Source organism: Microbulbifer pacificus, from assembly GCF_033723955.1.
Lineage (GTDB): Bacteria > Pseudomonadota > Gammaproteobacteria > Pseudomonadales > Cellvibrionaceae > Microbulbifer > Microbulbifer pacificus.
In genome coordinates this window covers 339,615-359,055 of sequence record NZ_CP137555.1, presented here as the reverse complement: position 1 = coordinate 359,055, position 19,441 = coordinate 339,615, and the positions used below count along the sequence as shown (strand labels likewise).

General features: G+C 58.1%; 17 protein-coding genes. 11 read left to right on the top strand and 6 right to left on the bottom strand.

Going from position 1 to position 19,441, the window contains the following annotated elements:
- Positions 1-4 precede the first annotated feature (4 nt).
- Entirely contained in the window at positions 5-559 is a 555-nt protein-coding gene (locus R5R33_RS01485; RefSeq protein WP_318954313.1) for an RNA polymerase sigma factor, read from the top strand.
- Positions 552-986 carry a hypothetical protein gene (locus R5R33_RS01480; protein ID WP_318954312.1) on the top strand — a complete coding sequence of 145 codons (435 nt, stop codon included), beginning with the start codon at positions 552-554 and terminating at the stop codon, positions 984-986. Before R5R33_RS01485 ends, R5R33_RS01480 begins: the two co-directional genes overlap by 8 nt.
- Before the next feature lie 113 nt (positions 987-1,099).
- Here R5R33_RS01480 and R5R33_RS01475 read toward each other — a convergent pair whose 3' ends face one another.
- Positions 1,100-1,615 carry an LEA type 2 family protein gene (locus R5R33_RS01475; RefSeq protein WP_318954311.1) on the bottom strand — a complete coding sequence of 172 codons (516 nt, stop codon included), beginning with the start codon at positions 1,613-1,615 and terminating at the stop codon, positions 1,100-1,102.
- 192 nt (positions 1,616-1,807) lie between these two features.
- Here R5R33_RS01475 and R5R33_RS01470 point away from each other — a divergent pair, with 192 nt between their 5' ends.
- The gene (locus R5R33_RS01470) at positions 1,808-2,566 is read left to right on the top strand and encodes a 2OG-Fe(II) oxygenase (RefSeq protein WP_318954310.1); all 759 of its coding nucleotides are present in this window, start codon (positions 1,808-1,810) and stop codon (positions 2,564-2,566) included.
- The gene (locus R5R33_RS01465; RefSeq protein ID WP_318954309.1) at positions 2,566-3,540 is read left to right on the top strand and encodes a mechanosensitive ion channel family protein; all 975 of its coding nucleotides are present in this window, start codon (positions 2,566-2,568) and stop codon (positions 3,538-3,540) included. Before R5R33_RS01470 ends, R5R33_RS01465 begins: the two co-directional genes overlap by 1 nt.
- Before the next feature lie 25 nt (positions 3,541-3,565).
- On the opposite strand, the gene maiA is transcribed toward R5R33_RS01465, so the two are convergent.
- Positions 3,566-4,201: a maleylacetoacetate isomerase gene (gene maiA, locus R5R33_RS01460; protein WP_318954308.1), complete on the bottom strand. Its 636-nt coding sequence runs from the start codon at positions 4,199-4,201 to the stop codon at positions 3,566-3,568.
- A 416-nt stretch (positions 4,202-4,617) separates the two neighbouring features.
- Between maiA and R5R33_RS01455 the strand changes: the two genes are divergently transcribed.
- From R5R33_RS01455 to R5R33_RS01435, 5 genes are all read left to right on the top strand, one after another.
- Positions 4,618-5,139, top strand: a complete 522-nt coding sequence (locus R5R33_RS01455) for a MarR family winged helix-turn-helix transcriptional regulator (protein ID WP_318954307.1) — start codon at positions 4,618-4,620, stop codon at positions 5,137-5,139.
- Between the two features lie 90 nt (positions 5,140-5,229).
- Positions 5,230-6,426, top strand: a complete 1,197-nt coding sequence (locus R5R33_RS01450) for an amino acid aminotransferase (protein WP_318954306.1) — start codon at positions 5,230-5,232, stop codon at positions 6,424-6,426.
- 115 nt (positions 6,427-6,541) lie between these two features.
- A complete protein-coding gene (locus R5R33_RS01445; RefSeq protein WP_318954305.1) occupies positions 6,542-7,939 on the top strand; it encodes a class II 3-deoxy-7-phosphoheptulonate synthase in 1,398 nt (465 codons plus the stop codon).
- Positions 7,940-7,992: 53 nt separating this feature from the next.
- Positions 7,993-8,673 carry a glutathione S-transferase family protein gene (locus R5R33_RS01440; RefSeq protein WP_318954304.1) on the top strand — a complete coding sequence of 227 codons (681 nt, stop codon included), beginning with the start codon at positions 7,993-7,995 and terminating at the stop codon, positions 8,671-8,673.
- 293 nt (positions 8,674-8,966) lie between these two features.
- The gene (locus R5R33_RS01435) at positions 8,967-11,195 is read left to right on the top strand and encodes a M3 family metallopeptidase (protein WP_318954303.1); all 2,229 of its coding nucleotides are present in this window, start codon (positions 8,967-8,969) and stop codon (positions 11,193-11,195) included.
- A 121-nt stretch (positions 11,196-11,316) separates the two neighbouring features.
- On the opposite strand, the gene R5R33_RS01430 is transcribed toward R5R33_RS01435, so the two are convergent.
- The gene (locus tag R5R33_RS01430; protein ID WP_318954302.1) at positions 11,317-12,969 is read right to left on the bottom strand and encodes an amidohydrolase; all 1,653 of its coding nucleotides are present in this window, start codon (positions 12,967-12,969) and stop codon (positions 11,317-11,319) included.
- Between the two features lie 167 nt (positions 12,970-13,136).
- Here R5R33_RS01430 and R5R33_RS01425 point away from each other — a divergent pair, with 167 nt between their 5' ends.
- Positions 13,137-13,343, top strand: coding sequence for a DUF2905 domain-containing protein (locus R5R33_RS01425; protein ID WP_318954301.1), 207 nt, complete (start codon positions 13,137-13,139; stop codon positions 13,341-13,343).
- Position 13,344: 1 nt separating this feature from the next.
- Here the strand turns inward: R5R33_RS01425 and R5R33_RS01420 are convergent, their stop codons facing one another.
- On the bottom strand, positions 13,345-13,827 hold the full coding sequence (locus tag R5R33_RS01420; protein ID WP_138235407.1) for an Lrp/AsnC family transcriptional regulator: 483 nt from the start codon (positions 13,825-13,827) through the stop codon (positions 13,345-13,347).
- Positions 13,828-14,262: 435 nt separating this feature from the next.
- On the opposite strand from R5R33_RS01420, the gene R5R33_RS01415 reads away from it, so the two are divergent.
- The gene (locus R5R33_RS01415; protein WP_318954300.1) at positions 14,263-17,787 is read left to right on the top strand and encodes an indolepyruvate ferredoxin oxidoreductase family protein; all 3,525 of its coding nucleotides are present in this window, start codon (positions 14,263-14,265) and stop codon (positions 17,785-17,787) included.
- A 98-nt stretch (positions 17,788-17,885) separates the two neighbouring features.
- On the opposite strand, the gene R5R33_RS01410 is transcribed toward R5R33_RS01415, so the two are convergent.
- Together R5R33_RS01410 and R5R33_RS01405 are read right to left on the bottom strand one after the other, a co-directional pair.
- Complete coding sequence (locus tag R5R33_RS01410; RefSeq protein WP_318954299.1) at positions 17,886-18,599, bottom strand: ChrR family anti-sigma-E factor; 714 nt, start codon at positions 18,597-18,599, stop codon at positions 17,886-17,888.
- Positions 18,600-18,605: 6 nt separating this feature from the next.
- The gene (locus R5R33_RS01405) at positions 18,606-19,187 is read right to left on the bottom strand and encodes a sigma-70 family RNA polymerase sigma factor (RefSeq protein WP_318954298.1); all 582 of its coding nucleotides are present in this window, start codon (positions 19,185-19,187) and stop codon (positions 18,606-18,608) included.
- Positions 19,188-19,441: the final 254 nt, after the last annotated feature.

Here is a 19,441-nt window from a genome sequence, read left to right as displayed (position 1 = left end):
ATCCATGAGCCTCGATGATGAGGATCTGATAAGGCGCGTCGTCGAAGACGGGGACCAGCGGGCCTATGCCCAGCTGGTTCGTCGCTATCAGTCACAGCTGCGATTCTCGCTCCGTCAGCTGTGCGATGGCGACCAGGCTCTTGCCGACGACATGGCGCAGGAGGCCTTTATCAAGGCCTACAAGGCGCTGCCTGCTTTCCGTGGGGATGCAAGATTCAGCACCTGGCTGTATCGCATTGCCTACAATCTGGTCATGAGCTATAAGCGCAAGAATGCGCCGGACGTGGACCAGGATGCGGTTGATCGAGCCCAGGCCAATGAGAGCGTCGAAGAAGCGCTGCAACTGGGGATGGCCAGAGATCTGAACTCGGCCATGGGGGAATTGAGTGACGTCCAGCGTCAGGCAGTACATCTGTGTATGCAGCGCGGTTTTTCACACGAAGAAGCCGCGAGTATTATGAAGTTGCCGCTGGGCACGGTAAAATCCCATGTCAATCGCGCGCGGGCCAAATTGCAGACATTACTGCAGGCCTGGCGAGAGGAGGTAGTCAGTGGCTGATTTCAAACAGCAGTCTACGGAACTCAAGAATGAATTTGAGAACACGACAGGTGGTTCTACAGGTATGGTGATCAGAGACGGTGTGGTTCAGTCCGCTCAGTTTGCGCAAGGCAGCGAGCCGGATTTCGACACCTGGCTGTCGCAACAGCTGCAATTTAGCGAGCCCCATGTGGACGACGACGGTTTTTGCGAGCGCGTAATGGCAGAGTTGCCAGCGGTGCCGGCAAAACGCGCCGAGCGTCGTGCGACCCGTTACCAGTACGCCGCGGTAGTGGCCGCTTCAGCCATCGTCTGCTGGCAGTTTCCCCTGGATCAGGTGCTGGCGTCCCTGGCGGAACAGAGCATCAGTCTGTACAGCCTGGTCGGGTTGGGGATTCTCAGCTCCATGGCTGCCATGACTGGCGGTATTCTCGCGGCGCGGCGCTGATTTTACTCGCGCCCGGATCCGATCTGGCCGGAGGTGTACTCCTCCGGCCTTCCTTCCTCATATCCCCTTCGAATCTTCCTTTCTCTCCAAAGCCAAAGTGGAAGTCCTGAGGCTCAGCGTTGGTACTGGCCCAGGGGAATGTCTCCCCGTTTGGTCACCCGGATAGCGGGCAGGATGGAGCGCTGAAGCCCGAGTTTGGCCTCCAGCTCATAGGGCACGGTATTGCCCTGCATCTGCAGTAGTTGCGCGGCTGCCATAAATGACCCCATCAGGTTGGCCGAGGCGTCCACGACAATCGCATTCTGCCCGTAAGCCGGTATCACCGGCAGGTTGCTGGAGGTGCCTGTGATTACCTTGTGACCCGCCAGCTTGAGCGTGTAGTAAAGACCGGAAAGCGCCAGGTCTGTGTCGTTGGGGTTGAAGACCCGAAGATGGATGCGAAAGCGTAGGTCGCCACTTTGGTTGTTTGGCAGCGGCTCTAGCGCGGTTACCTGCACTTCTGGGGTTTCGAAATCGGGCGACAGGGTGGCGCAGCCCTGCAAGATCATCAATGGCACTACCAGCGCCAGCAGAACGACTCTGCTTGCGGTCCTGTGCAGCGCGCTAAATGTTGGTCCGTGCTTGTTCATGGTTCCCCCTACAGGATCGGTAAATATCACCTAGGACATTATCCGCCGCGCAGGGTTCAGCGTCACCGTAGCTGGCCGCCTTGCCTGGGGCGCAGGGGGTTGCATGGGAGGCAGTTGGCGGGGCTATACTCTATCCGCAATACGGTGCTGAACAGACAGGTGCCGTTTTGGCAGAGGACAAAGGAGTGTCTCGTGGAGTTTACGGAACTTCAGCCGGATCAGCAGCAGCGGGTTCGCAATCCGGAATGTGGGAATCCGGGCGGGCATATGCCCGACGACGGTGCTCGCTTTCGCATTTTTGAAGCATCTTCAAATCAGGTTGCACTGGGTGACCGACAGGTGGATGTGCTGCTGGCGATGCGGCAACCCAACGTCATTTTGTTCGGCAATCTGTTGTCGCACTGGGAGTGCGATGCCCTCATTGAAATGTCGCGCCCGCATATGGCGCGGTCCCGTGTCGTCAATTCTGAAATTGGCACCTTTGATCTGGAAGACGTACGCACCAGCTCTGGAACCCATTTCCGCAAGCGGGAAACACCGCTGATTGCCGCCGTAGAGTCCCGTATCGCCCAATTGCTGGGCGTGCCTGAAGAGCGAGGCGAGCCTCTGCAGATTCTTAACTATCAGGCCGGTGCGGAATATCGACCCCATTACGATTTTTTTGACCCTGAGCGCCCCGGTAATCGTGAGGTGCTGGCCATGGGCGGCCAGCGTGTGGGTACCATGATCATGTATCTGAATGATGTGGATGCCGGGGGCTCGACGATTTTCCCGAAGTTGGGGCTGGATATTCTGCCGAAAAAGGGCTGTGGCCTGTTTTTCTCATACGCCAACGATGAAGGCGATCTGGATTACCTGACGTTGCACGGTGGCAGCCCGGTGTTGCAAGGAGAAAAGTGGATCGCCAGCAAGTGGCTGCGGCTTGGTGAGTTCGCCGGTTGGAGCGAGTGATGGGGCAGGCGCAAACTAGTCCCCCGGGGGTAGGCAATGCAGAGGAACTCGCTGAATCGCTGGAGCTCGCCAAGGCAGCACCGTCGTCATTTCCCGAAATTCTGGATGCGGTGACCGCCTCCATTCTCAATATCTGGGAGGGGTTCCTCGGTCATATCCCGTTTTTTGTCGCCAGCCTGTTGATACTGGTTGTGACCTGGTTGATGGCGAAAGTAATCGGACGCTTTGTGTTCCGCTTCGCCAAAAGAACCGGGCGACGCCCCTCCTTACAACATCTTCTGGTACGCCTCGCCAAGATTGTCATTTGGGTAATCGGGGTAACGTTTAGTGCCATGGTGTTGTTCCCGGGGCTGACGCCTGCCAAGGCGCTCGGTGGTCTGGGGTTGCTCTCCGTGGCGGTGGGGCTGGCCTTCAAAGATGTATTTGAGAATTTTTTTGCCGGCATTCTGATTCTGTGGAATTTCCCCTTTGAAGCCGGCGACGTGATCAAGTGCGAGAATGTACAGGGGCGGGTAGAGCGAGTAGACGTGCGGAATACGGCCATCCGTCGTACCACCGGGGAACTGGTGATCGTGCCGAATCTGTTCCTGTTCAAAAATCCCGTGGAAATTCTGACAAACCGCAATAAACGTCGTTTTACCATCATTGTCGGCGTTGGCTACGGCGTGGATCTGCTCGAGGCGGTGAAGGTCATCGAGCAGGCGGTGGCCTCCTGCAAGTCTGTGCGCGACGATGAGCCGATCCAGATTTTTCCGCACGCATTTGCCGATAGCAGTATCGAAATTGAGGTCACCTGGTGGGCGGGCTCCACGCCACTGGATGAGCGTAAGTCCCAGGGAGAGGTGGTCAGCGCAGTCAAAAGGGCGCTGGATAAGGCGGGCATGGAAATTCCATTTCCCTATCGCTCCCTTACCTTTAGCCAGCCGCTCGCGCTGCGGGGTGATCAAGCCTCCGATGGCGGAGCGGCACAGTAATAATCCTCGGCCCGATGATGGCCTATTACAGGGTGCTGTCTGGCTGGTTTTCCGGTCTCGCCTTGTCGAAGGCGGGCAGGGTGGCGCAGGCGTTGGCGATTCGGGAAATGTGCGGGTAGTGCGTCATGTCCATGCCGAAACGCTCCGCATTGTAGATTTGTGGCATGAGGCAGCATTCAAATAGCCCCGGCTTGTCGCCGCCAACAAATTGCTCCGCCCCGGTGTTCAGCTGGCTTTCCAGTGCCTTGAAACCGTCATCAATCCAGTGGCGAATCCACGCAATTTTCTGCTCTTCTTCCACGCCCAGTTCCGCCTGCAGGTACTTGAGCACCCGAAGATTTTGCAGGGGCTGAATATCGCAGGCGATGTTATACGCGAGCGCACGCACTCTGGCGCGGGCCAGGGGATCTTGTGGCAGCAGCGCCGGCTCCGGGTGCTGCTCATCCAGCCATTCGAGAATGGCAAGAGACTGGGTAAACACATGACCTGCGTCGATCAGGGCCGGCACCAGCCCCTGTGGGTTGAGGCTGCGATAGGAGGGCTCTCGTTGTTCTCCTTTCAACAGGTTTACCGGATGGTAATCGTATTCGAGTCCCTTGAGGTTGAGGGCAATGCGCACCCGGTAGCTGGCGGAAGAGCGAAAGTAGCCGTGCAGTTCCATAGTTGGCGTTCCTGTCTGTATGGCGAATGGTTATTGGTGGTTGCGGGTGGTACGCGCCTGGCCTTGAATAATGTTCCGTGGAGAATTGCCGCCGTTGCACGCCCGCGCAAATAGTTTGCGCGAAACAAGGAGTTGGCTGACAAAAATGGCGTCAAAGCCCGTATAATGCGCGGCCGATTTCTTCAGATGCTGTACTGGCGTGCCCGAGCGTCGAAATATTCGTCAGGGTCCGTTGCTCTGGATTCCCCACTTTCCGGGTTCTCGGATCGAGTGCTTGCGTTCAAAACGGCCTAGTCGGCGGCTGCCGGCAATCTGTCACGGGCAAAAATTCCTGCGGCAGTGGTTACAATTGAAACCAATCTTAGTTACATTTGAAACCTGGTACAACCCGATCCTCAGCAGGTGAATGAACCGCAATGACAACAGATAACACACGAAGCGAAACCTCGGATCTGGCAAGCCCCAGTGAAGCGGTGCGCCCCGACGACCTGCGTTTGGAGAAGTTTCTGCCGTATCGGCTGTCGGTACTCTCCAACCGTGTGAGTAATGCCATTGCGGATGCCTACAGCGCGCGCTTTGACCTCACTATTCCGGCTTGGCGCGTCATGGCGATTCTCGGCCGCTTCCCCAATCTCTCCGCCGCGGATCTGGTAGAGCAGACGGCGATGGATAAGGTGGCGATCAGTCGCGCCGTGTCGATCCTTATCAAGAATGACTACATCACCCGTAGTGAAGACCTCGCCGACCGCCGTCGCCAGGTACTGAATCTGTCGGAGCTAGGCCGCGACGTGTACGAGCGCATCGTACCTCTGGCGCAACAGTACGAGAATGACCTGATGGGTTCACTCTCCACCGACGAGCGCCGTCAGCTCGACAGCATTATCGAAAAACTCATGGCTCGCGCGCAGGATTGGGCCAACCGCGGCCTCATCGACTGAAACCTGGGCATTTGACCGCGCTAGATACATGCCAAAATCACCAGCCTGCGCACCCCGCGAGTGCGCGGGCATGAATCATCAGGAGTTACCATGTTCGACCACCTGAAAAGCCTTCCGGCTGACCCGATCCTCGGCCTGCTGGCCACCTACCGCACCGACGAAAACCCCAGCAAGATCGACTTGGGGGTGGGTGTTTATAAAGACGAGGCGGGCCACACGCCAGTTTTGCAGGCCGTGAAAGAGGCGGAAACCCGCCTGCTGCAGAGTGAAGAAACTAAATCCTATATCGGTCCTGCAGGTACCCCCGGGTTCAACAGCGCCATGCAGGAACTGGTGTTGGGTGCGGGGCATCCGGCACTGGTGGGTAATCGGGTGCGCTCTGCGCAGACCCCGGGCGGTTGTGGTGCGCTGCGCGTGCTCGCCGAATTTACCAACCGTGCCAAAGCCGGCGCTACCATCTGGGTCAGCGATCCGACCTGGGCCAACCACGTTCCGCTGCTCGGCAACGCCGGTCTGCAGATCAAGAGTTACCCCTATTACGACCGCGCCACCAGCAGCCTGCAATTTGATGCCATGGTGGAAGCGCTGAAGCAGGTGGGTGAGGGCGACCTGGTGCTGTTCCATGCCTGCTGCCACAACCCCTGCGGTGCGGATTTGTCTCGCGAGCAGTGGAAGGTGTTGGCGGAAATGGCCCAGAAGCAGGGCTTTACCCCGTTTGTGGATATGGCCTATCAGGGCTTCGGCGAAAGCCTCGATGCCGATGCCTATGGCCTGCGCCTGATGGCGGAATCTGTGCCGGAAATGCTGGTGGCCGCTTCTTGTTCGAAAAACTTTGGTCTCTACCGCGAGCGCGTCGGCTTGGCTATGGTGATTTACAGCGATGCCGCGGCGGCGGATCGCGGACAGAGCCAGCTGCTGAACGTGGTGCGCGGCAACTACTCGATGCCGCCCAGCCATGGCGGGGCCATCGTTGAGTCCATTCTGACCGATGCCGGATTGCGCGCAAACTGGGAAGCGGAACTCACCGAAATGCGTGAGCGCATCAACGGCTTGCGTTCCGGTCTGGTGGAAAGCCTTAAGATCGCGGGTGCTGCTGGTGACTTCAGCTTTATCGAAAGACAGAAGGGAATGTTCTCATTCCTCGGCATTACCCCGGAGCAGGTTCATAAACTGCAGCGGGACTATTCCATTTATATGGTAGATTCCAGCCGTATCAGCATCGCCGGTCTGAGTGAGAGCAACATGGCCTACTTCTGCCAGTCCGTGGCTGAAGTTCTGGAATCCTGATGCAGGGCATAGGTCGCGCACTGGGCGCGGCCTGAATATTCCTGCTCTCCCTGACAGGCTGGCGTGCGGCAATTTGGCGGCGCGCCGTCTGTAGTTATCTGCAGTGAAACCGAAAATGGAAGTTGAGGTAGATACCCCCGTGTCCGAGCCTTTAGTCAAACCCTGGGATCCGGCGAGCTGGCGCAAGCTCACGGCCCACCAGCAGCCCAAATACCAGTCAATTTCCGATGTGGAAGCGGTCGAGCGTGAGCTCGCTGGCTATCCGCCGCTGGTTTTTGCCGCCGAGGCACGCGAGCTGCGCAGGCAGCTGGCGGATGTTGCGCAGGGCAAGGCGTTTCTGTTGCAGGGCGGCGATTGCGCCGAATCGTTTGCCGATTTCAATGCCAACCGTATTCGCGATACGTTCAAGGTCCTGCTGCAGATGGCGGTGGTACTGACCTTTGCCGGCAACCTGCCGGTGGTAAAGGTAGCGCGTATGGCAGGGCAGTATGCCAAGCCCCGTTCCGCGGATATGGAGAATATCGGCGGTGTGGAACTGCCCAGCTATCGCGGCGACATTATCAACGGCATTGACTTCACCGCGGAGGCGCGGGTACCGGATCCCCGGCGGATGCTGACGGCCTATAACCAGTCCGCGGCCACGCTGAACCTGCTACGCGCCTTTGCCCAGGGCGGTCTCGCCGACCTGCACCAGGTGCATGCTTGGAACCTGAGTTACCTGGAAAATAATCCGCAGCGTGATCGCTACCTGCAATTGGCGGAGCGTCTGCAGGATGCGCTGGAATTTATGGCGGTGTGTGGGGTTAACTCCAGCAATACGCCGGCTATTCGCGAAACTACCTTGTACACATCGCACGAGGCGCTGTTGCTGAATTACGAGCAAGCGCTGACTCGCACCGATAGTCTCACCGGTAAATGGTATGACTGTTCGGCACATATGCTGTGGATTGGCGAGCGCACCCGCCAGCTGGACGCTGCCCATGTGGAATTCCTTGCAGGTGTGTGGAACCCCATCGGTGTGAAAGTCGGGCCGGGTATGGCCACCGATGAGCTGATCCGACTGATCGATCGCCTGAACCCGAACAACGAGCCGGGGCGCCTGACACTGATCACCCGCATGGGGGCGGATACCCTGGGCGAGAAGTTGCCGGCGCTGGTGCGGGCGGTGGAGAGGGAAGGGCGTTCGGTGGTGTGGAGTACCGACCCCATGCACGGCAACACTGAGAAGGCCTCAAGCGGTTACAAGACGCGGAACTTCGACAATATCCTGCGGGAAATTCGCGATTTCTTTGCGGTTCACCGTGCCGAGGGCAGCCACCCGGGTGGCATCCATCTGGAGATGACCGGGCAGCATGTGACCGAGTGTACCGGGGGAGCCTGGAAAATTTCCGATGCGGATCTCGCCAGCTGTTATCGCACCCAGTGCGACCCTCGCCTGAATGCAGATCAGGTGCTCGAACTCGCATTCTGCATTTCGGAATTGCTGCGCGAGGGCCGCAACGGCGGCGCCTGATACGGCAACCCCAGACGCCAAAGCAGACAAATCCATTAGCGAGGGAGATCGCGATGTATCAGTTATTTATCGGCAATAAAAATTATTCCTCGTGGTCTCTGCGCCCCTGGCTACTGGCCACGCAGCTGAATATTCCCTTCGAAGAGCAGCTCGTACCGTTTGACGAGGGTGGCAGCTGGAATATATTCCGCAAGTTTTCTCCCACAGGTCTGGTGCCTTGCCTGGTCGACGGGGAGACCACCGTATGGGATTCCCTTGCCATTGCTGAATATCTCTACGAATCCTTCCCATCGGTGTGGCCGCAGGATCGGCAGGCGAGGGCGTGGGCGCGTAGCGCCGCGGCGGAAATGCACTCGGGCTTTTTTGCGCTGCGCAACCAGTGCAGTATGAACTGTGGCGTCACCGTGGCATTGCGTGAGGTCGATGCGGCGCTGCAGAAGGATCTCGACCGGGTTGAGGAGTTGTGGCTGCAGGGGCTTAAGCGCTTCGGCGGCCCTTATCTTGCGGGATCAGCATTTACCGCAGTGGACGCGTTCTTTGCACCGGTAACCATTCGCCTGCGCGGATACCAGCTTTCGCTTGGCGAAGAGGCCATGGGCTATTGCGAGCGGATTCTGGCGTTGCCGGGCATGCAGGACTGGATTGCCGATGCGCTGCGTGAGGTTTGGCGCGAGAGCGCTCACGATGCGGAACTCGAGATGTTCGGAACCATTGTGGAAGATCGCCGGGGCTGACCCGGTATTTGTGAGATGCCGGGGGTGGCCCCGGCTATTTTTGCTAGCCTAAAATTAACCCACTTAATACGCCGTTATCAAATGGCGTTCCCTATCTATCGCACAGACTTTCCTCCGCAAAGTTAGCCACGGGAAGAGGGGTGTTCGGCCAGAAAGGCACTTCGCCGTATAAAATTGTGGGCTGGTCGGCGCGTCATGGCTACATCCATCGACCCGGGGTACACTCCGGGCGGTCAGGATTTTAATAATCATAGAATCACTCATATAAACATAGATACAAGAGGATCGAGTCGATGCGTCAAACATTGATCGCGATGTCCATTGCTGCAGCCCTCGCAACCCTGGGTGGATGCGGTAAAGATTCCGAACAGGCACAGGTCGCCAAGCCCGCCGAACAGGCCGTCGCGTCCGCGGCGATTGTGGCAGACGTTGCCAGTACCAACCCACTGCTGGCCGAGTGGACCGGTCCCTATGGCGGTGTGCCCGCGTTTGACAAAATGAAGGTTGAAGACGTGAAGCCGGCCCTTGAGTTCGGCATGGCGCAGAATCTGATCGAGATCGATCGTATTGCCAACAACCCTGAAGCGCCCACGTTCGCCAATACCATTGAACAGATGGAGCGCAGCGGCAAGGCGCTGAATCAGGTATTTACATACTGGGGCATCTGGAGCGGCAATATGTCATCTCCAGAATTCCGTGCCGTGCAGGCAGAGATGGCTCCTCAGCTCGCTGCGTTCAACACCAAGATCATCCAGAATGACAAGCTGTTTCAGCGTGTAAAAGCGGTGTTTGATGCGCGCAATGATTCGGATCTGACAGCGGAACAAAAGCGCGTTGTGGAACTGACCTACGACCAGTTTGCCACCAATGGCGCCACCCTGACCGGTGAAGCCAAGTCGCGCTATGCGGAAATCAACGAGCGCCTTGCGGAGCTGCACACCAAATTCGCCAACAACGTACTGGCGGACGAAGAGGGCTACGATATCTTCCTGCGCAGCGATCAGCTGAAGGGCCTGCCGGAATCCTTCGTCAAGGCGGCGGCCGCGCTGGCGGAGGAAAAAGGGCAGAAGGGCAATTACGCGATCACCAATACGCGCTCTTCCATGGATCCGTTCCTGACCTATTCAGAAGATCGTGCGCTGCGCGAGCAGGTTTGGCGCAACTACTACAGCCGTGGTGACAACGGCGGCGAGCACGACAACAACGCGATCATCGCCGAGATTCTGCAGTTGCGCGATGAGCGTGTAGGCCTGCTGGGCTTTGACAACTACGCCCAGTGGCGGCTGCAGAACCGCATGGCGAAAACTCCGGAAAATGCTATCGAACTGATGGAAGCGGTGTGGCCGGCGGCCGTTGCCCGGGTACACGAAGAAGTGGCGGATATGCAGGCGGTTGCCGATGCAGAAAAAGCCGGCATCAAGATCGAGCCCTGGGATTACCGCTTCTACGCGGAAAAAGTGCGCGCGGCAAAATACGATCTGAATTCCGACGAAGTGAAACAGTATCTGCAGCTGGACAATCTGCGTGAAGGCATGTTCTACGTTGCCGGTGAACTGTTCAATTTCAGCTTCACGCCGGTTAAGGCTGGCAGTGTGCCTGTCTACCACGAAGACGTAAAAGTGTGGGAAGTCAAAGACAAGACTTCCGGTGCGCACATCGGTCTGTGGTACCTGGATCCGTTCGCGCGCGCTGGCAAACGCTCCGGTGCCTGGGCCAGCATGTACCGCGATCACAGCACTTTTGATGGCAAGAAGACCGTACTCGCTTCCAATAACTCCAACTTCATCAAAGGTGCGCCGGGCGAACCTGTACTGGTGAGCTGGGACGATGCGACCACCTTCTTCCACGAATTTGGCCACGCGCTGCACTTCCTCGCGTCCAACGTCGCTTACCCGACATTGAACAGCGGTGTGCGCGATTACACAGAGTTCCAGTCTCAGTTGCTGGAGCGCTGGTTGAGCACTGATCCGGTAATCGATCAGTTCCTGGTTCACTACAAAACCGGTGAGCCGATTCCTGCGGAGTTGGTAGCCAAGATCAAGAAGGCGGCCAACTTCAACCAAGGCTTCTCCACCACCGAGTACCTGGCATCCGCGCTGGTTGACATGAAGCTGCACACGACCGATCCGGAGGGGATTGACCCCGACAAGTTCGAACGTGAAACCCTGGATGCGCTGGGTATGCCCAGCGAGCTGGTTATGCGCCACCGCACGCCGCAGTTCGGCCACATCTTCTCTGGCGAGGGTTATTCCGCTGGTTACTACGGTTACATGTGGGCGGATGTGCTGACCTCTGACGCCTCTGAGGCCTTCGCCGAGGCGAAAGATGGCTTCTACGATAAGGAAGTGGCAGCCAAGCTGGTGAAATACCTGTTCGCTCCGCGCAACGCCATCGATCCGGCAGAGGCCTACCGTCTGTTCCGTGGCCGCGATGCGGGCATCGAGCCGCTGATGCGTGATCGCGGATTCCCGGTTCCTGGGGAGGCAGGTGAAAAAGCGACCACGGTTGCCGTCAAGAACTGAATTATTCCGGCGGGCCGCTCGGTCCGCCACATTCAATCTTGATAAACATAAAAAAGCCGCAACAGATATTGTTGCGGCTTTTTTTATACTGAGCGGTAGTGTTGTGGATTCTACTTAGCCGTTATTCACTGCGTGTGTAAACTTTTTCTCCTTCCACCCAGGTTTCCAAGACTTTTGCCTGCCAGATTTCCTGCGGATCAGTGGTGAAAATATTGCGGTCGAGCAGGATAAAGTCCGCGAACTTGCCCGGCTCCAGGCTGCCGATGACCTGTTCCTGGTGGCTGGCATAGGCGGCGTCCAGGGTGAAAGAGCGCAGCGCCTCTTCCATGTTCATTGCTTCTTCCATGTGCCATCCCTGTTCCGGGTCTCCTTGCCGGTCGCGGCGGGTGACCGCTGCGTGAATGCCGAATAACGGATTGACTGGCTCTACCGGGAAGTCGGAACCGGACGCTATTCTGGTGCCTTGCTCGAGGAATTTTCGCCACGCGTAAGCGCGTGCAAGTCGTTTTTCGCCGAGGCGGTCGCCGGCCATGTTCTTGTCGCTGGTGGCGTGTACCGGCTGCATCGAGGCGATCAGGTTCAGTGACGGAAAGCGCTCGATATCATCGATCGTCAGGACCTGGGCGTGTTCGATCCGATGGCGGGATGGTTTCTGGTCGTGGTCCTTGTTTAGCGATTGCAATATGTCCAGCACGATGTGGTTCGCACGGTCACCAATTGCGTGGGTGTTTACCTGGAACTTGTTGTCCGTAGCCAGTTTTATCTGCTGTAACAATTCGCTCTCGGTGGCGATGAGCAGCCCCTTTTCACCGGGGCGGTCGTGGTAGGGCTCCAGCAGGGCGGCACCGCGGCTGCCGAGGGCGCCGTCGACATACACCTTGACGCTGCGTACATAGAGCCTTTCATCCGGGGCGCCGACATAACCAGCAGCGAGTAGTTGCGGCAGATTCTTGTCATCGATCGAGATCATCGGGTAGGCATGCAGCGGTATGACCTTCTCCGATGCCAGTTGGCGATAGGCCTCCAATGTCTGTCCCGAGATGCCGGCGTCGTGCAGACCGGTGAGACCCAGAGAGAGCGCCAGGTCAAAGGCCGTCTTGAGTGCCGCTTTCTCCTCCTGCAGGGTGGGCTGTGGGATCACGCTTTCCAGTAGTGCCATTGCGTTGTCCACGAGGACGCCGCTCGGTTCGCCACTGCGGTCGCGAATGATTTCACCCCCGGCCGGTGCGCGAGTTTCGCGGGTGATTCCGGCGAGTTTCATGGCTGCACTGTTGGCCCATCCGGCGTGTCCATCGATACGGCGCAGCCAAATCGGCTGATCGATATCCAGTGCGTCCAGTTGCTGTCGCGTTGGGAATTCCTTGCCGGCCCACAGAACCTGGTTCCAGCCGCGCCCGATCAGCCAGTCGCCCGCAGGCACCTTCTGGGAAAACTGTTCGATGGCCTTCAGTGTCTGTGGTAAATCGAGATCACGCAGATCCAGCTGTTGCTGCAACCTGCCGAGGCCAAGGACATGGCCGTGGGCGTCGATCAGCCCTGGCAGCAGCGTCTTGCCACCGGCGTCGATTTTCGTTGCTTTGGGGTAGCTTTGGCTGAGGGTGGCGTAATCGCCGGTGGCCAGTACCTTGCCCTGGTCGAATACCAGCGTATTGAACTGTTGCAGGTTTTGTTCGGTTGCCTGGTATCCAGAGAAATTGTGTACCAGCGTCGCTGCCTGAAGATTCCACGATGCGAGTACGGCGCACAAACCAACGAGGATATGAATGAGGCGCATAATTGTTAGCCTTGTTATAGCGTCTGTCGGAGAGTCACTTCGATGGTATCAGCGCATAAAGTGACTGCCAATGAAGCGGTGCCGTAACTTTCCCTCAGCCAGGACTTACACTGGAAAGAGAGGGCCGCATGTGGGCGAAATGTGTAGATTGCGAGAGGGTAGAGGCTATGGCGCGCTGGTTGATACTTGTGGGAGTGATCCTGACCCTGGTGGGCGTGGCGATGCACTTCGCGCCATGGCTGTTTAACTGGTTTGGTCGATTGCCCGGCGATATCCGTATCGAATCCGAGCGCAGCAAGGTCTATTTTCCGATCACATCCATGGTCATCCTCAGCGTGGTGCTGAGCGTCATCCTGAGTTTTTTCCGTCGCTGAGTTATTTTTCCAGCAGCTGGTCCAGCGGCAGCTCGGTGCGGTAGCGCACCTGCTTGAGTGAAAAGCTGCTCTTGATATGGTCGATGCCCGGCAGCTCCGTCAGTTTCTTGTCGAGAAACTCCTGATAGGCGTGCAGATTCGGCACCACCACCCGCAGCAGATAGTCAAAATCCCCGGTCATCAAATAGCACTCCATCACCTCCGGCCACTGTGCGATGGTGGATTCGAAGTGCTGCAGCTCTTTTTTTACCTGGTGGTTCAGGGTTACCTGAATGAACACGCTGACCGGCAGGCCAACCATATCCGGTTCCAGCAGGGTCACCGCCCTCTTGATAAACCCCTGTTCGTGCAGGTTTTTCACCCGGCGCGAGCAGGGAGAGGGAGACAGGCAGACTTTTTCCGCCAGCTCGATATTGGGAATGGTCGCGTCCTGCTGAAGAATTTCCAGAATGTGCTTGTCGATGGCGTCCAGCATATAGGCCATAGGGTTACCTGGTGTTTCTGCTTGTTGTATTCGGAGTGCCAATTGGATGGCTAGGGCGATGAATCGGCCTGGGTTACCGGGGCACTGCTTTACCCGGGGTCTCTGGGCCGCCGGCATTGCTCTTGTGACCGGATTCTCTCATTGGTTCAGCCTGATTTCTGCCACAACCTCAGTCCTGTGAGTTCCCGTCGCTATACGGGCGGGCAGGATTTGATAAAGATTCTCAACTCATCGCGTTTGCTTATTGATTATTGCAGAAAAGGTGCTTCAAGTGGCGAATTCTTTCCTTGTCCCTCGCGTTTTAAGGTGAATTTGGTATGACCTGCCCGACTGGCCGGTGATAGCTTACGGGCCACATCAAAATAACATCAAACCGTGCAGGTCCGTTGCCACTGGGCAGCCTGCCGGGTGCAACATTGCGAGAAGGTCCCCACCATGGCGATGGTCGAAACTGATCAGGAACTGGGCTTTGACCGGGAGTATTCCCTCAAGGCGGCGTTTACCCGGGATTCCGGCCGTGTATTCCTCACTGGCATTGACGCCCTGGTGCGTCTGCCGATTATGCAGAAGCAACTGGACGAACTGGCCGGCCTGAATACCGCCGGTTTCATCTCTGGTTATCGCGGCTCCCCCCTGGGCGGTTACGACCAGGCCCTGTGGCGCCACAAGAAACTGCTGGCCGAGCGGGACATTCATTTCGAGCCGGGCATCAACGAGGATCTGGGGGCTACCAATATCTGGGGTACCCAGTTGCTGGACCATTACCGCCAGCAGGCTACCCGCGATGGCGTTTTCTCCATCTGGTACGGCAAGGGTCACGGAGTGGATCGCAGCGCGGACGTGTTCCGCCAGGCGAATATCCAGGGTACCTCCAAGCTCGGCGGCGTGCTGGCGCTGTGCGGTGACGACCACACCGCGGAGTCCTCCATGTTCTCCCACAACACCGACCAGATTTTCGAATCGGTGATGATGCCGCTGCTGTTCCCGGCCACCATCGACGAATACCTCACCCTGGGCCTGGCGGGGATCGCGCTTTCCCGTTTCTCCGGCCTGTGGGTCGGCTTCAAGACAATTACCGAAACCGTAGAATCCGGTGCTTCCATACTGGTGCCGGAGCTGCCGCGTTTTGTGATCCCCGAGTCTTTCCCGATCCCGGCCCACGGTCTCAATTATGATCCGCACCTGAACTGGCCTGCCGAACGTCTCGAATACGAGCGCCGGATGCTGGAGGAGAGACTGCCGGCGGCGCAGGCCTTTGCCTATGCCAACAAGCTCGACCGCACCATCGTCGACGCGCCGCAAAAACGTTTCGGCATTGTCACCGTCGGCAAGGCTCATGGCGACCTGCTGGAGGCGCTCAAGCTGCTGGAGCTGACGGAGCAGGATCTTCTCGAATACGGTATCTCCATCCACAAGGTCGCCATGAGCTGGCCGCTGGAACCCCGCGGCATGAGCGAGTTTGCCCGCGGTATGGAGCGGATTCTGGTGGTAGAGGAGAAGCGCCCGCTGGTAGAAGACCAGATGAAGAATCTGTTCTACGGCTGGCCGGACCAGCAGCGCCCGAAAGTGGTGGGCAAAAAAGACCTCGACGGCAACGACCTGCTACCCGCCATCTGGGGCTTTGGCCCGGATCAGGTGGCGAAGGCGATCGCGCGCTGGCTGGCGGATACCGAGCTCGCCGTGCGACTGGTGCCGCTGGCCGAACGGCTGGGCCAGGGCGTGCCGCAAAAGGCCAGTGGACTGCTCGCGCGGGAGCCGATTTTCTGCGCCGGTTGTCCCCACAACAGCTCCACCAAATTGCCCGAGGGCAGTACCGGCAGTGCCGGTATCGGCTGTCACATCATGGCGCTCGGCAAAGGGCTGCGCACCGACACCTATTCCCATATGGGTGGCGAGGGTGCGCACTGGGTGGGGCTGCATCGCTTCTCCAGCGACAAGCATATTTTCCAGAATATGGGCGACGGCACTTACAATCATTCCGGCCTGCTGGCCATTCGCCAGGCGGTGGCGAGCAAAATCAACATCACCTACAAAATCCTGCTGAACGATGCCGTGGCCATGACCGGCGGCCAGCCCGCAGACGGTGAGGTAACGGTGCCGACCCTGTCCCGGCAGTTGCTGGCGGAAGGGGTAGGGCAGGTGTGTCTGGTCAGCGAAAATCCGGATCACTGGCGGGAGCACCGCCATCTGCTGCCTGCAGACCTGCAAATTTTCCACCGCGATGAACTGGATCAGGTCCAGCGTCAGTTGCGCGATACTGCCGGCGTTACTGCGATTATTTACGAGCAGGTCTGCGCTGCGGAAAAACGTCGCCGCCGTAAGAAGGGGCAGATGGCCGATCCGGCAAAGCGCCTGTTGATCAATCACCGGGTGTGTGAGGGCTGTGGCGACTGCAGCGTGCAGTCGAGCTGTATTGCGGTGGAACCCCTGGAAACGGGCTTCGGCCGCAAACGCCAGATTAACCAGTCGAGCTGTAACAAGGACATGCGCTGTGCGGATGGTTTCTGTCCGAGCTTTGTCAGTGTGGAAGGCGGTGAGCTGAAAAAGCCGGAGCTGAGCACGCTGGCCCAGGCCATCGACCACGCCAGCAAAAACCTGCAGGATGCGCCCAAGCCGCAACTGCAGCAGCCGCTGAATATTCTAGTGGCCGGTATTGGTGGCAGCGGCGTACTGACCGTTGCCGCGTTACTCGGTATGGCGGCACACCTCGAGGACAAGGGCAGTACCACCCTGTATTTCACCGGCCTGTCCCAAAAAAATGGCGCCGTTGTGGCCCACGTGAAAGTGGGCAACACGCCGGAAGACATAACCACCGCGCGTATCCGCGATGGTTCTGCGGATCTTTTGCTGGGCTGCGATATGGTGACGGCCGCCGGCCAGCGCAACAAGTTTGCCGCTGGGAAAATGCAGGCGCTGGTGAATACCGCGGAAGTGCCGGTGGCGGCCTTTGTGCGCAATAACGATCTTGCGTTCCCTGCGGATGCGACGGCGGAAAGCATCCAATCTGTGGCCGGTGGCTACTTTGCCTTTGATGCCAATCGCTACGCGGAAGCACTGTTTGGTGATTCCGTCGCTGCAAACCTGATGATGCTGGGTTACGCCTGCCAGAAGGGGCTGCTGCCCGTCTCCCAGAGTGCGGTTGAGCGCGCGGTGGAATTAAACGGGGTTGCGGTAGAAAACAACCTGCGGGCTTTCCGCGCAGGGCGCCTGCTCGCGGTCGATCCGCGGGCCGTCGATCAGCTGGTGAACCCGGCACAGGCGGTGCATGTGGTGCAGCCGCTGGAAACCACCGAGCAAATGGTCGCCCGGCTGGCCAAAGAGCTAACCGAATACCAGGGGGCGGGTTACGCGCGTCAATTTACCGCGGCAATGGCGGAGCTTCAGCAGGCGGAAGATCGCCTGCCGGAAAGCCGTGGCAATCTCACCCGTGTGGCGGCGAGAAGCCTGTTCAAAGCCATGGCCTACAAGGACGAATACGAGGTGGCACGTCTGTATAGCGGGGAATCGTTTAAACAGCAGTTGCGCGACACATTCGCCGGTGATTACAAGATCCGCTTCCTGATGGCACCGCCGCTGCTTGCCCGTCCGGATGCCAGTGGCAGGATCCGCAAGATTTCGCTGGGACCCTGGCTGGCGAAAGCGCTACCGTTTCTGGCCAAGGGCAAAATTTTGCGCGGAAGCATCTTTGATGTGTTCGGCTATACCGCGGAGCGTCGCGAGGAGCGGCGCTGGGCACGTGAAGTCCGTGACGCGGTAAGTCTGGTTGCGAAAAACCTGAGCGTTGCCAATATCGAGCAGGCAGAAGAATTGCTCGCGTTGCCGCAGCAGGTTCGCGGTTACGGCCATGTGCGGTCAAAAAAGATGGCGGCAATCGGGGATCGCTGGGAGGCGCTCAAAAATCGCTTTACCCGTGGCGGCACACCCTATGTCGGTGGGGATATTATCGCCACGGCACGCTGATTCCTCGCCCGAAAGCAAAGTAAGAAAATACAAAAAGCCCGGAAATTTCCGGGCTTTTTGCTATGCGCACAATATATCTTTCGATGGTTGGGCGGCAGTTATTGTGGCTTGATGGACAGAAACGGGTTCACCAGTTTGCCCACGAATCCTGTAAGTGCCACCGGCGCCTCCACCACAGAAAAACACAGACACTCCTGATCCTGGGTGGCTGTTGGGCGGTGGACCTCACCGGGCTCTCTGACCAGGAAATCGCCCCGCGAATAGATGCCGTCAGCATCTGAAAAGCTGCCGTACAGCACCATGGTGATTTCCTTGCCGCGGTGATCGTGCTCAGCCACTTTGTTGCCGGCAGCGATGCGGTGGAAAGCCACCTCGTGTTGGGTTTGCCCCGTCTTCAGCCGTGCCTCCCGCAGCCCTTTGGATAATCGGCGCCATTTCAGTGCCGGGTTGCCGTGCATCAACTTCTCCACCACTGGCGGCAAGTTTGCAAAGACAGGGTCCCGCGATATGAACGGCTTTTCAACCGTGGCTATGACTTTCTCGCCGGCTGTTTCCTCCGCCTGATCTGCATCTGTATCGATTCTGCCCATCAGGCGCGCAAACGCCTGGTCGGCGTCATCAGTAGGGGCGTTTGTCGATACCGGTTCCACCGATTCCAGCAAGGCGCCGCCAATGCGATTGAGCAACTTCATCTGTGCTGCGCACTTGGGGCATAGCTGCAGATGGGCGGATACGGCCAGACTGTGGGCCCAGTTCAGGCTGCCGCTGGCGTGCTCCAGCAGCATGTTATTGTCGGGATGGTGTTTAATCATGATTACCTACCGGACAAGTGTGCTCTGTAATTTTTTCAATGCCAGGCGCACCCGGGATTTGACGGTTCCCAGGGGCAGGCCCAACTCTTCAGAGATCTCACTGTGAGATTTTCCCTCCAGAAATGCTTTTTCAATGACGTGGCTCTGTTCCGGGGGCAGGCTGCTGAGGCCTGCCTCCACCGTGGACTGGCTGCGGGACTGCTGCAGATAGACCAGGGGCTGGTTGTCGAAGCTTTCATCCCAGATATCTTCAACCTCCAGGGTGTCGTCGGTATCCGGCTGCCTGCTGCTGCGGCGCAGCGCGTCAATACGACAGTTACGCATGATGGTGAACACCCAGGTACTGGCGGAGGACTTGCTCGGGTCGAAGCTCGGCGCCTTGCGCCAGACCTTGAGCATCACCTCCTGTACCAGTTCATCGGCGGCTTCGGGCGCGGAGCTTTGCCCGCCGCGACTGAGGTGAAATCCCTTTATCAGCGGTGCGAAGTGGCCAAAGAGTCGTTCAAACGCCATGCGATCCTGAGACGCACCCACCTTGACCAGAAGGGTGCTCCACTCGTCGTCTCTTGTCTGCGGGGAAGACTGCATTGCCTTCAAGCCACCTTTTAAGGGTTCCATTGCCGCCATGGTAATACGATTTCGTCCCTGTTTTCGCCCAGTCTCGCGTTTCCTGGCCTGCTTTACGCTGCTGTCAGGAATTTGGATCACCTGTACGGCGCAAATTTAAATCCGTGACCGGGGCGGCGCGTCCTGTACAAGAGTGACTTGTCGTGTAATCCAATGCCCGGACATCAGCGTAGCAAGGGGCGTAACAGCGTTTGTGATGTTTGCGACTTAGTTGG